A 12458-nucleotide genomic window follows, 5' to 3' on the forward strand; every position below is an offset into this window, starting at 1 on the left:
TAACAAGGGCGCAATATAGCAAGCAAGCAGAATGACAGCGACGAATTTACAAAACAAAGCGGTTTCTGAGGCCGAGAGCGGTAAAAAGCCACGCCGGTCCTTAAAGCCGCTGGCGCGAATCTTTCCTTACGTCCGTCAATATCCCCGCTCTGTTGCCGGTGCGCTGGTTGCATTGGTCACTGCCGCAATGGCGACCTTGGTTCTGCCGGTGGCTGTGCGCAGCCTGCTGGATAACGGGTTGATATCGGCTTCGAGCAGTCTGGTTGATACGTCTTTTGCTGCTCTAATGGTTCTGGCTGCGGTTCTGGCTGTGGCCTCTGCTGCACGCTATTATTTCGTCATTACGCTGGGTGAGCGCATTGTTGCTGACCTGCGGCGCGATGTTTTTGCCCATGTTACCCGCCTTTCGCCTGCTTTTTTTGATGAAGTGCAGTCGGGAGAGATCGTTTCCCGTCTGACAGCCGATACAACACAGGTGAAATCTGCGGTCGGTGCTACGGCTTCTATTGCCTTACGCAATCTGATTCTGGTGATCGGTGCGGTGGTGATGATGGTAGTCACCAGTCCTAAATTATCGGCACTGGTACTGGCTGCTATTCCGCTCATCGTTTTGCCGCTGGTGGCCTTTGGCCGCTCTGTCCGCCGCCGTTCGCGCCGTGCGCAGGATGAGCTGGCGCTGGCGACTGCCTATGCGGGAGAAAAAATTGCCGCAGTGCGCACCGTACAGGCTTTTACTCATGAAGCACCGGCGATTGCGCATTATACCGGTGCGGTTGATCACGCTTATGATGCGGCACAACAATCGATTCTCTCCCGCTCAATCCTGACTGCTTTTGCAATCTTCATCATCTTCGCCAGCGTTGTGGCTGTGCTTTGGTTCGGCTCGCATGATGTGATGAGCGGACGGATGTCTGCGGGCACATTGGGGCAGTTTCTGATCTATGCAGTGGTGGCGGCAGGTTCGCTCGGTGCTTTGTCGGAGGTTTGGGCGGAGCTGGCACAGGCTGCCGGTGCGGCGGAGCGGCTGGTGGAATTGCTGAATGAAGAATCAGCTGTCGCTTCACCGGCGAAACCGGTCAGACTTATCCGTGCTGAAGGCCGCGTTGAATTTTCCCATGTGGAATTTGCTTATCCGACGCGACCGGATGCACAAGCCCTTCACGATGTGAGCTTTGTGATTGAACCGGGCAAGACTGTTGCGATCGTCGGTGCCTCCGGTGCCGGTAAATCGACACTGATCGCCTTGCTGCTGCGTTATTATGATCCGCTACAGGGTAAAATTCTGCTGGATGGTAAGGATCTGCGGCAATTGTCGCTGGATGATCTGCGCGGCAATATTGCGTTGGTGCCGCAGGATGTGACGATTTTTGCTGCCAGTATTCGTGAAAATATCGCTTTCGGACGACCGGATGCCAGTAATGCGGAAATTGAAGCTGCCGCAAAGGCTGCGCAGGCACATGAATTTATCATGGCGCTTGAAGGTGGCTATGATGCGCCTGTCGGTGAACGTGGCGTCATGCTCTCCGGTGGTCAGCGTCAGCGCATTGCCATTGCCCGCGCTTTGCTGCGGGATGCGCCGGTGCTGTTGCTCGATGAAGCGACTTCGGCACTGGATGCGCAGAGTGAAATGCTGGTGCAGAAAGCGCTGGAACATCTGATGCAGGGACGCACGACACTGGTGATTGCGCATCGTTTGGCGACCGTGCTGAAAGCGGATCATATTCTGGTTATGGATCAGGGGCGCATTGTTGAGCAGGGTACCCATATAAGCCTGAGCCAGTCCGGCGGGATTTATGCCCGTTTAGCCAGCCTGCAATTTCAGCAGGCGGTAAACTAACAAAGCCTGCAATTTCAGCGGGCGGTAAACTAACAAAGCCTGCAGTTTCAGCAGGTGCATTGAAATGAAAAAGCCCGCGATAATCGCGGGCTTTTTATTATCTCTCAGTGAGTTTCAGCTCGATACGCCGGTTGCGGCTGCGGGCATCGGAGCTGTCATCCGCCTCCAGTGGCTGATATTCGCCAAAGCCTGCGGCTACGAGACGGTTCGCCGGTACACCATTGGCAATCAGGAATTTAACCACCGCCGTTGCTCGGGCTGAGGATAGTTCCCAATTGTCGCGATAACGGCCCGTGCCGGAGAGCGGCACATTATCCGTATGGCCGTCCACACGCAGCACCCAGTTGATATCGTCCGGTATTTCCTTATTCAGCTCTACCACCGCATCGGCCAGCTTTTTCATTTCGATCAGGCCTTGCGGATTGATATCTGCTGAGCCGGTCGGGAACAGCACTTCCGACTGGAAGACGAAGCGGTCGCCGACAATGCGGATATTTTCACGATCGGAGAGAATCTCGCGTAAGCGTCCGAAGAAGTCGGAACGGTAGCGGTTGAGTTCTTGCACCCGCTGGGCAAGTGCCACATTCAGCCTTTTGCCGAGATCTGCAATCTTGGTATTGGATTCACGATCACGCGCTTCGGATGCATTGAGTGCGTCTTCCAGCGCACCGATCTGACGGCGCAGGGCTGCAATCTGCTGATTGAGCAATTCGACTTGCGACAAGGCTCGGGCGCTGACTTGTTTTTCCGCATCCAGCGTAGCAGACAATTCACCGGCACGTTGCTCCGCAGTTGCACCGGAGCCACCGGAAGCGAGCAGGCTTTGCAGGCGGGATTTTTCATTTTCCGCAGCGGTGAGCGAAGCCTGAAGACCGGCCAGAGTATCCTCCAGATCCTGCCCCTTGCCGCGCTCAAGCGACAAAAGCTCGGTCAGTTCACTGATCTGGCTGTTGAGCCGGTTCAGCACAGAATCCTTGTTATTGACCTCTTGTGAGAGCAGAAACTGCATCAGCACAAAGACGGACAGCAGAAACATGATCGCCAGCAGCAATGTGGACAGCGCGTCCACAAAGCCCGGCCAATAATCAACATGGCGCTCACTGCGACGGTTACGGGATAAGGCCATCGGTTCCGCCTTATTGTTCGCGCTTGGTAGCGGAGAGGATGGTGTTCAGTTTTTCGACAGCCTGACGCAGAGCTTTCTGTTCTTCGGCCTGCCGTTCAACCCAGTCACTCATGCTCTGCTGGTCATGTCGCATGGTTTTCACCAATGCCTGCACACCGTCTGCCAGATTGGCCAGAGCAGCGGTTGTGCGCTGGCTGGTGCCGTTGCCGTCCTGCATCGTTTGCAGACGGTCGGAGAACAGGCGGATTTCTTCCAGTGTTGTATTGCCGTTTTCCGCATCAACGCGCAGGTCGGAATTCAGATCGGTGACCGAGGACAGCCAGTTTTCCAGTTCTGTATAGAAACGGTTCTGGGCGCGACCGGATTGCAGATCGAGAAAGCCGAGAATCAGCGAACCGGACAGACCGAACAGGGAGGACGAAAAAGCTGTGCCCATGCCGCTGAGTGGTGCCTGTAATCCGCTCTTGAGCGAATCCAGCACCGTGCCGGTATCATTGGACTTCGGATCAAGCGACTGAATGGTCTGACCAATGGAGCCGATAGTTTCCAGCAAACCCCAAAATGTACCGAGCAGGCCGAGAAATACCAGCAACCCGATCAGATAGCGGGAAATATCGCGGCTTTCATCCAGACGGGTGGCAATGGAATCAAGAATAGAGCGCATGGATGTGGCGGATAGTGCCATAGACTGGCGGCGGCCGATCATCGCCCGCATTGGTGCCAGCAGCACCGGATCCGTCGCGCCGTCATCACCGTTGCGGAAGGAATTGACCCAGCGGATTTCCGGCACAAGGCGCAGAACCTGAATGAAAGCCAGTATAATACCAACCAGCAATACACCGAGAATCAAGCCGTTGAGGCCGGGATTGGTGACGAAGAAAGTCTGGATCTGCCGTACCAGTACCAGAGCCAGAAAAGCGACAAGAGCGAGGAATATAATCATAATCATCATGACCTGCCGCGGGCTGGAAAGCCGGTTCGGGTCGTATTCTGTTCCCATGCTGATATCCCGCTGCGCCATAATATTCTCTCGCCTGAGCCTGATGTGTTTTGCTTCAGATGCTGTTCTGCATTGTCTGAAACCGCTTTGTGATACAGGACGCTACTGCAAAATTTTCAAAACTGAAACTTTTATTCCTGTCATATTTCCGACTGTGGCAAGCTATAGCATGTCGCGGAAAAGTGGACACCGGTTTTCCGATAACGACATGCGTAAAAATAAAGCGATAGAACGAGCGCTATGATCCAATCTGGACGTAAACCGCTCCAGAGCGGTGAAAACGGGAGCGGGATATAAAAAAATCCCCCGCGCATCAGAGATGAACGGGGGATTGGTGATTTCAGCCTGATCGTTTTATCAGACCGGCTTTTTGATTGTCCGCAGCAGCTGGCCGTGAATGAGCTCATTACCGGCTACGATGTTTTTCTGCTCATACATGTCCTGCTGGCCGTTTTTGTCGGAGATAAAGCCACCGGCTTCACGTACCATCAGAATACCGGCTGCCATATCCCAAGGGGACAGCGGCTCATCCCAGTAGCCGTCAACGCGACCGGCAGCGACATAAGCAAGCTCCAGAGAAGCAGCGCCAAACGCACGCATACCGGCGGCTTCGCCCATAACATTGCGCAGTTCGATGAGGTAGTGACCATGCTTGCCGCGACCCAGATGCGGCATACCATGAGTAATCACAGCATCAGAAAGCTTGGAGCGGGCTGCAACGCGCAGGCGGCGGTCGTTGAGGAATGCACCGCCACCACGCTCAGAGGTGTAAAGTTCGTCGGTTGCAGGATTGTAGATCACACCGGCAACAACCTGTCCCTGACGCTCAAGAGCGATGGAAACGGCAAAGGTCGGAATACCGTGCAGGAAGTTGGTGGTGCCGTCGAGAGGATCAACGATCCAGCGGTGCTGGCTGTCAGCACCTTCAACCGCACCGCGTTCTTCCATCAAAAAGCTATAATCAGGACGCGCACGGCGCAGTTCGCTGAAAATAATATCTTCGGCTTTTTTATCGGCCTGACTTACATAATCGCCCGGGCCTTTGAGCGAGACCTGCAGATTCTGTACTTCACCAAAATCACGCGCCAGTGAGCGTCCGGCCTTGATTGCGGCCTGAACCATAACGTTGAGAATTGCTGAGCGCGCCATATTTTTCGTCCTGTCAGTGCATAAGTCCGGTGCTGGCTGAAGTCTGCATCGCCGGCCGGTACAATTTATGCGTTCGTGTCAAAGAGAAAACCGCTAAGCCTCACCAAAGACGAGGGGCAGTTTTCATGTGTGGAAACCGGCTGGCACAGACGTTAAATGTGAGCAGCGTCTGTTCGCCGGATAATCTTTTATATGCATAAAGATCATGCATAAATAATATCTGAGCTAAAAGCGAGAGACTGTTTAGAGCATAGTCCGGCACGGCCGGATCAGATCGACGCAGCCCAATAATATGAGCACGCGCACATTCTCCGAAAAGTGCTTTCGTTTTCTGGATCTATTCACAAATGTCAATGTGCTTAACAGCTTTTTCATCCGCAAAGCATGCCTTGCGGATGAAACAATATTTAAATCCTGAAGAGTACAGGTGGTATTTTGAGCCGGATCAGGCGCGGGATACGTAGGTCAGTTCGTTGGTGTCAACGATAACACGTTCGCCGGATTCAATGAAAGGCGGCACGAGAATACGGATGCCGTTTTCCAGAATTGCAGGCTTGTAGGAAGAAGCCGCTGTCTGGCCTTTAACAACCGGATCAGCTTCGGTGATTGCCAGTGTAACCTGATCCGGCAGACGAATGCCGATCGGGCGTTCTTCGTGCATTTCAACGGTGACCATCATGCCGTCCTGCAGGAATGCAGCGCGCTCACCAACAAAGTCTTTGTTCAGTTCGAGCTGTTCGTAGCTTTCGGTATCCATGAAAATCAGAGCTTCACCCTGTTCATAGAGGAAAGAGAAGTCTTTCTGCTCAAGACGGATGCGCTCAACAGTTTCAGCGGAACGGAAACGCTCATTCAGCTTGGTGCCGTCGATAAGGTTTTTCAGTTCAACCTGATTATAGGCGCCGCCTTTACCTGGTTTAACCGCGTTGCATTTAACTGCTGCCCACAGGCCGCCATTGTGCTCAATGACATTGCCGGGACGGATTTCGTTACCGTTGATCTTCATATTCGTTCAATCCGGAATTAGTGTGAAATTTTCTCTGATTTACCCTTTGAAATTCTGCGTCGCTTCGCGCAAAACCGGTGGCGGTTTGGCAAAAAATGCCGCAGGCGGTATCAGAGGGCTCTCAAGCCATATCAATCGGGGTTTTCAAGACCATAAATCTGCAATTTTAGCAAGTCTGATACGATGCTTTGCCGGACTTCGGGCTGCACTAGAGCATAATTTCTTAAACTTGAATCAGTTTAAGCGAAAATTATGCTCTCATTTAAAGTGTTAAAGCGCTATGCGCCTGATCGGGCGCACAGCGCTCTATGTTAGTAAAAATGCAATTTTACCTGTCAGCGCAGATTGTTTGCACGGGCGATGGCCTGCTGAATCTCTTCATCTGTCAGCCCGTCCATGAAAGAATCGAGGTCTTTGGCATTGAGTTTTGAGCGCCGCGCCAGAATATACCATGCCGCAGCCTCAACCGAATTGCCGTCTGTGCCGATGCCGTCACGATAAAGCCGTGCCACACGCGCCATGGCTGCAATATTGCCGCCCCGCGCTGCTGTCAGCATCCAGCGGAAACCGGCATCATAATTGCGCTCACCGCCGCGCCCTTCGACCAGCCATGTGCCCAGATCAAGCTGTGCCGTGTCATAATTTTTACGGGCAGCACGCAATAAATATTCCCGAGCCTGCGCATCGTCGCGTTTGATTGTTGTCGTGCCATTGGCAAGCAGCTGACTGACAGCATATTCACCATCGGCAAGTCCGGCATCTGCCGCTTTCTGGAACCATGGTGCGGCTTCATCCAGCCCTTTGGCTCCGGGACGGCGCATCATCAGCATTTGCGCATAATTGAATTGTGCCATGGCATTGCCTGCCTCGGCCGCTTTTTGCATCAGCTCTTCAGCTTTTTTCGCGTCCTTGGTAACATAGATGCCCTGAAGCAGCATGGCGGCGTAGCGGAACTGGGCTTCATGTTCGCCTTTTTCTGCGGCTAAGCCATACCAGTGCGCTGCTTGTTTCTGATCGGATTTGACGCCAAGACCACGGGCATAGATTTCAGCTACCAGTGTTTGCGCAGCCGGATCACCGGCTTTGGCGCGCTCCATACCAAGATTGAAGGCTGTCAGATAAAGACCGCGCTGAAATGCACCAAAGGCCGGATCGGCAATTTTGTCTCCGAACCGGTTCTCGTTAAAAGCGGGCATGGCATCGGTTGTTGCCGGTTGCTGAAGCATATCAGACTTTTCAGTCTGATTTTTCGACCATGATCCGGCAAGTTCCGGAATAGTGAAGCCGGTTGAAACTGCCGGTACATCCATAGATGCGCCGGTCGGATCTGCCGGTTTATCCGTCTCTGTTTTATCCGTTTTGGACTTGTCAGCTTCAGGCACTGTTTTCTCAGGTGCCGGTTTTGCGGCCTCTGCAGCCATGACAGTGGTTGCCGGCATAGATGTCGCTGCGGCAACCAACCAGAAAGCACAGGTGCTGTTGAACAAAACGGATTTTTTCAGCATGGTCTAACTCTGTTACTCTTCAGTCTCAGCCGCGCTCATCTCATCGAGCTGGCGGTTTGCATCGGCAATAACCTGTGCAGGATCTTTTGCGGAAAACACAGCGGTACCCAATGCGATAAATTCTGCATGTGTGGCAAAACAAGCCGCGAGATCATCCAGTTTTGCACCGGCTTGCAAAATAGCCGGAATCTCGACCATTGCCGCCCACCATTCAGCCAGTGAAAGATTGCGCGGATGGGCTTCCGGTTTGGTATCGGCACCGATTTTGCCGAAGAACATATAATCCGGCTGCAACTCACCGACTTCCAGCGCTGTGTGGCGTTCTTTTACATTGCCGGTGCCGACGATCATTTTCGGCGTATAGCGCTCAACAGCATCTGCAATATCAGCCAGAGAGCCTTCAATATGCACGCCGTCTGCGCCGACACGACCGGCAGTGCGGGTGTCGTTCAGAATAATGGCTGCGGCGCCTGCTGCCTGAATTTTGCCAACAGCCAATGTTGCAAAAGACTGAAAGGATGCCTCGTCGGTTTTCCCGTTGTCGAGAATGACGCTGGCAATGTCGCCTGCAGTCAGGGCTTTATCCAGCGTGGCAAGCAGCGTATCTGCCGTATGCTCTTCCGAAGAAGGAGAAGGGACAACCAGCACCAGACGCGGACGGTTTGCAGGAAATTTCATCAGATAAAGCCTCGTTGAGCGGGCGCCAATAGCCCATAAAAATGGCAAAGTTCGGGAATTGCACAGTGTAAAATATGCAATATACCGGTCATTATCTTCTGTTTAGAGCATATTTGCCAAAAGATAACGCGGTTTTTAAAGACAGACAGAAAAACATCGGAGCACTGTCCTTTTTCCCCGAATTTCCCTTCGATCTTGATGCTAACAACTTATTGTCATTGCCGTTTTGTTTAGTTCTGGAAAATAATGTGATGGGGGTAGGCAGTAGCTTAGCCGCTTTCGTGTCCCATTTGAGTCGTATTGTTGTATGCAGACAAAAACTGTCTGCAGGACATGTTTTCGCTTCTTGAGAGATGAAAACATTCAGGCAAGTCAGGCAAAAGGCAGGCTGGCAATGACAATACATAATGCAGGACAGATGGTGAAAATGCGCGATACGCGTCTTGATGTTTTCAGGGCGCTGGCATTGCTGACGATCTTCATCAACCATGTTCCGGGCACAATTTATGAGAAATTCACGCATCGCGAATTCGGTTTTTCCGATTCTGCGGAAGCTTTTGTGCTGATTTCCGGTCTGGCTGTTGCGCTTGCCTATAGTTCCAAATTTGTTGAAGGCAATCGCCTGCTGCTGTCATTGAAGATGGCACGCCGGTCGATGACGCTTTATATGGCGCAGATGATGACAACGCTCATCACACTGGCGATTTTCGGTTTTACGGCCATTTATATGAAACGGCCGGAAATGCTGGAAATGATTAATATCAAGACTGTGATGGAACAGCCTGCGCAGGCTTTTGTCGGTCTGGCCACGCTTGGCCATCAGCTCGGCTATAATAATATTCTGTCGCTCTATCTGGTGCTGATGCTGTTTGCGCCGGTCATGCTTTATCTGTCGCGGATCAGCATTTCGCTGATGCTGACAATTTCCGGTTCGATCTGGTTTCTGTCCGGCTATTATCATATTGCGCCGGTGAATTATCCGACACAGGGCGTGTGGTTCCTTAATCCGTTGTCGTGGCAGTTTCTGTTCGCCATCGGTATTGGTGCGATGACCTATGTGAAGCAGGGCGGCCGCTTTGATCAGAACCGTCCGCTGATGATTGCGGCGATCGGTTATCTGGTTTTCTCCTTACTGTGGCTGCGTGTCCCGCATCCGAACTGGGATATTTCCTTCGGCCTGCCTGCGGTGTTGACCGGTTTTGACAAGACCTATCTCTCGGCAACCCGTTTGTTGCATGTGCTGGCGCTTGCCTATGTGATTACCGGTATTCCTGCGCTGTCGGAAAAAGCCCGTCTTGATATGAACCATCCGCTGGCCTTGCTGGGTAAACATTCGCTGCCGGTTTTCGTGGCCGGTACTATTCTGGCGATGGTTGGTCAGGCGCTGCGCCATGTCTATCCGGTGAGCCTGTCCTTTGACACCTTGCTGATTGCGGGCGGTATTATGGCTCAGTTTGCGCTGGTCTATTATCTGGAATGGCTGCCGCGCATCGGCTGGAAAGGCAAAGCAGTTTCGAAAAGCCCTGTGCCTGAAATTGCAAGATCCGCACGGGCTGCAGAAAGCCGGAAGCCAGCTCCTATAGCTGTGAAGCCGCGTTCGGTTCCTGCTTCCTGAAAGTGATAGAAACCGCATTAACCAAATATTAAAGTTAACAAAAGAATATAAGGCTATCCGGTTTTGCCGGATTCTTACCGAGTGGACTTGGTCCCTCTGTATGACGCCTCCCTGTTAAACTTCTGAGAGCCGCTTTTGCGGCTCTTTTTTTATTTCCGGACCTGCTTTGTTTATCCGCAGTTGAGAGCCGCTTTGTGGATAAAGCACTTCTGCTAAAATCAGCGGGCAGGCATTGCTGTTAGTGGAAAATATGGGCGATTCTGCTTAACTATCTGAACAGGCTGGCTTTATTCGCCTGGATAGCATTATTTTCTCTGGCAAGCACAAAATCACAATTCATCTTTCTTTAACCATATTATTGCGCGAGCGTGTATGAGCGTGCATTTTGCTTGGATAGGCCATAGCCAAACGGTTTTTTACGATCACGCTTTGTGATGCAAACGAGTGAAGTGCAGCCTGATTATAGGGGATTCGCCTGTTTGGCCGGTTATAAACCGGAGAAAATACGGTGCCTTACGTGGTCGGAATGCTTGTCAAAAATTACAACTGCGTTTCAGTGAACTGCAGTTGCCAGTGAGCAGAACAAGATGATGGAACAGACACATCGCAGCGAAAACAGAGTGCCGGACAATATGATCCGTCTGTCGGAGCGTATGGTGTTTTCAGACAGTTTCAAACCGCTTTACAGTGAAGGTATGGCGCTGGTGGAAGAAGCCGCCGCTTATCTTGACGGTGAGGGGAAAGACGCTGCGCGTTCCCTGTCTCACAAGGCTGCAACACTTTATGCCGCTGAATCCATGCGTCTGACCTCGCGTCTGATGCATATTGCCTCCTGGCTTTTGCTGCTGCGTGCCAGCCGTTCCGGTGATATGCCGCGCGAAATGGTGGCAAAAGAGAAGGCAAAGGTCAGTTTGGAAACCCATTCTGCCGGTGAAAAGACCGCTGGCTGGAAAGAACTGCCGCAGGCTTTCCGCGATATGATTGCGCATTCGCTGCATCTTCAGGATCGTGTGCGTTGCATGGATGGTGACAGCTATCACCAGCCGATCCGTGAACTGGTTGAATGCAAGGGTAATCCGGTTTCGGATCAGATCATTCTGTTGCGCACAGCATTTGGCAGTAATTGATCTGCCGGCGCTTGTCGCGGAAAAGTGGGAACCGGTTTTCCGATAACGACATGCGTAAAACAAAAAGACAGAGCGAGCGCAGTGGCTATGATTAAATGCACACGCTCTGGTTTCATTTAATTGTCGCATATTCGCGGACGCTAAATGAATCCATTTGAGCCAGACACGCTTTGGCATCTTCTCCTGTCTTTAAATTGCGATGTTTCCATTTTGTTCACATTTTGATTGTTGAATGCACCTTACACAAGGTAAGGTCAGCATATGAAACAGGCGATTCGCATTATTGGTATTGATCCGGGCTTGCGCCGCACCGGCTGGGGCGTGATTGAGTCCATGGGTAATTCCCTGCATTTTATTGCAGCGGGAACTGTCACCTCTGATGACAAAATGGATCTCGCCTCGCGTTTATGCCAGTTGCATGAAGGATTGAGCGCTGTTCTGCATCAGATGATGCCGGATGAAGCGGCTGTTGAACATACATTCGTCAATAAAGATGCAGGTGCTACGCTGAAGCTGGGGCAGGCGCGCGGTATTGCGCTGCTGGTACCGGCGCAGGCCGGATTGCGTGTGGCTGAATATGCGCCGAATGCGGTGAAAAAATCCGTTATTGGTGTCGGCCACGGTGAAAAACAGCAAATTCATATGATGGTCAAAGTGCTGATGCCGCGTGCGAGCTTTGATACCAGCGATGCGGCTGACGCGCTGGCGATTGCCATTTGTCATGCCCATAACCGGCACAGCCTGTATAATCTGGCAGAACTGAAGAAAAGCGGGAGGATTGCAGCCATATCATGATCGGGAAACTGAAAGGTGTTGTCGATGAAATTGCTGACGATCATGTCATTCTTGATGTGCATGGTGTCGGCTATGTGGCTTTCTGTTCTGCGCGCACGCTGGGCAATCTGCCTTCAGCGGGTGAAGCGGCCATTCTGCTGATTGAGACCTATGTGCGTGAAGATGTGCTGCGGCTTTACGGTTTCGGCACGGCATTGGAGCGTGAGTGGTTCCGGCTGTTGCAGAATGTACAGGGCGTTGGTGCCAAAGTGGCACTGGCAGTGCTGGGCACATTAACGCCGTCTGAACTCGCCAATGCCATTGCTTTGCGTGATATTGCTATGGTGTCCCGTGCGCCGGGTGTCGGCAAAAAAGTAGCCGAGCGCATTGTGACCGAGCTGAAGAATAAAGCACCTGCATTTGCCGGTGATGCTGCGGCCAATATCGGGCTGAAGCAGGAAATCGGTGAGGGTGTGGCTTCCATTGCAGTAAGTGATGCGGTTTCCGCGCTGAGCAATCTCGGCTATTCACGCGATCAGGCTGCCAATGCGGTGGCCAGTGCCTTGCGCGAGACCGGAGAAGATGCAGATTCTGCCAAGCTGATCCGGCTTGGATTGAAAGAACTGGCGCGATAAGAGCGT

The 12458-nt window shown here is 52.3% G+C and carries 12 protein-coding genes; 6 read left to right on the forward strand and 6 right to left on the reverse strand.

Going from position 1 to position 12458, the window contains the following annotated elements; all coding sequences use genetic code 11:
• Positions 1–31 precede the first annotated feature (31 nt).
• On the forward strand, positions 32–1837 hold the full coding sequence (locus BKD14_RS16630; RefSeq protein WP_075657302.1) for an ABC transporter transmembrane domain-containing protein: 1806 nt from the start codon (positions 32–34) through the stop codon (positions 1835–1837).
• A 97-nt stretch (positions 1838–1934) separates the two neighbouring features.
• Here the strand turns inward: BKD14_RS16630 and BKD14_RS16635 are convergent, their stop codons facing one another.
• The 6 genes from BKD14_RS16635 to BKD14_RS16660 all read right to left on the reverse strand — a co-directional run bounded on the left by BKD14_RS16635 (position 1935) and on the right by BKD14_RS16660 (position 8301).
• Entirely contained in the window at positions 1935–2963 is a 1029-nt protein-coding gene (locus BKD14_RS16635; RefSeq protein ID WP_075657303.1) for a peptidoglycan -binding protein, read from the reverse strand.
• Between the two features lie 10 nt (positions 2964–2973).
• Positions 2974–4008, reverse strand: coding sequence for a MotA/TolQ/ExbB proton channel family protein (locus tag BKD14_RS16640; protein ID WP_139316459.1), 1035 nt, complete (start codon positions 4006–4008; stop codon positions 2974–2976).
• Between the two features lie 312 nt (positions 4009–4320).
• A complete protein-coding gene (locus BKD14_RS16645) occupies positions 4321–5112 on the reverse strand; it encodes an inositol monophosphatase family protein (RefSeq protein WP_022710518.1) in 792 nt (263 codons plus the stop codon).
• A 445-nt stretch (positions 5113–5557) separates the two neighbouring features.
• Positions 5558–6118, reverse strand: a complete 561-nt coding sequence (gene efp, locus BKD14_RS16650) for an elongation factor P (RefSeq protein WP_022710520.1) — start codon at positions 6116–6118, stop codon at positions 5558–5560.
• 335 nt (positions 6119–6453) lie between these two features.
• Entirely contained in the window at positions 6454–7623 is a 1170-nt protein-coding gene (locus BKD14_RS16655; protein WP_175576127.1) for a tetratricopeptide repeat protein, read from the reverse strand.
• A 12-nt stretch (positions 7624–7635) separates the two neighbouring features.
• Positions 7636–8301, reverse strand: a complete 666-nt coding sequence (locus BKD14_RS16660) for a thiamine phosphate synthase (protein WP_075657305.1) — start codon at positions 8299–8301, stop codon at positions 7636–7638.
• A 74-nt stretch (positions 8302–8375) separates the two neighbouring features.
• On the opposite strand from BKD14_RS16660, the gene BKD14_RS19190 reads away from it, so the two are divergent.
• From BKD14_RS19190 to ruvA, 5 genes are all read left to right on the forward strand, one after another.
• A complete protein-coding gene (locus BKD14_RS19190) occupies positions 8376–8651 on the forward strand; it encodes a hypothetical protein (protein WP_139316460.1) in 276 nt (91 codons plus the stop codon).
• Between the two features lie 44 nt (positions 8652–8695).
• Positions 8696–9916, forward strand: coding sequence for an OpgC domain-containing protein (gene opgC / locus BKD14_RS16665; protein ID WP_075657364.1), 1221 nt, complete (start codon positions 8696–8698; stop codon positions 9914–9916).
• Positions 9917–10536: 620 nt separating this feature from the next.
• Positions 10537–11043: a DUF1465 family protein gene (locus BKD14_RS16670; protein ID WP_028233530.1), complete on the forward strand. Its 507-nt coding sequence runs from the start codon at positions 10537–10539 to the stop codon at positions 11041–11043.
• Positions 11044–11304: 261 nt separating this feature from the next.
• Positions 11305–11838 carry a crossover junction endodeoxyribonuclease RuvC gene (gene ruvC, locus BKD14_RS16675; RefSeq protein WP_022710526.1) on the forward strand — a complete coding sequence of 178 codons (534 nt, stop codon included), beginning with the start codon at positions 11305–11307 and terminating at the stop codon, positions 11836–11838.
• Positions 11835–12452 (forward strand): Holliday junction branch migration protein RuvA, encoded by a 618-nt coding sequence (gene ruvA, locus BKD14_RS16680; RefSeq protein WP_075657306.1) that lies wholly within the window; start codon positions 11835–11837, stop codon positions 12450–12452. The genes ruvC and ruvA overlap by 4 nt, the downstream gene beginning before the upstream one ends.
• The last annotated feature ends 6 nt before the right edge of the window (positions 12453–12458 follow it).

The organism is Pseudochrobactrum sp. B5, assembly GCF_001939785.1.
Classification (GTDB): Bacteria; Pseudomonadota; Alphaproteobacteria; order Rhizobiales; family Rhizobiaceae; genus Pseudochrobactrum; species Pseudochrobactrum saccharolyticum.

Bases quoted from the DNA above. Each gene is read 5' to 3' on its own strand.
- BKD14_RS16630 (WP_075657302.1), top strand. From the start codon at position 32: ATGACAGCGACGAATTTACAAAACAAAGCGGTTTCTGAGGCCGAGAGC.
- BKD14_RS16645 (WP_022710518.1), bottom strand. From the start codon at position 5,112: ATGGCGCGCTCAGCAATTCTCAACGTTATGGTTCAGGCCGCAATCAAG.
- opgC (WP_075657364.1), top strand. From the start codon at position 8,696: ATGACAATACATAATGCAGGACAGATGGTGAAAATGCGCGATACGCGT.
- BKD14_RS16635 (WP_075657303.1), bottom strand. From the start codon at position 2,963: ATGGCCTTATCCCGTAACCGTCGCAGTGAGCGCCATGTTGATTATTGG.
- BKD14_RS16655 (WP_175576127.1), bottom strand. From the start codon at position 7,623: ATGCTGAAAAAATCCGTTTTGTTCAACAGCACCTGTGCTTTCTGGTTG.
- ruvA (WP_075657306.1), top strand. From the start codon at position 11,835: ATGATCGGGAAACTGAAAGGTGTTGTCGATGAAATTGCTGACGATCAT.
- efp (WP_022710520.1), bottom strand. From the start codon at position 6,118: ATGAAGATCAACGGTAACGAAATCCGTCCCGGCAATGTCATTGAGCAC.
- BKD14_RS16660 (WP_075657305.1), bottom strand. From the start codon at position 8,301: ATGAAATTTCCTGCAAACCGTCCGCGTCTGGTGCTGGTTGTCCCTTCT.
- BKD14_RS19190 (WP_139316460.1), top strand. From the start codon at position 8,376: ATGCAATATACCGGTCATTATCTTCTGTTTAGAGCATATTTGCCAAAA.
- ruvC (WP_022710526.1), top strand. From the start codon at position 11,305: ATGAAACAGGCGATTCGCATTATTGGTATTGATCCGGGCTTGCGCCGC.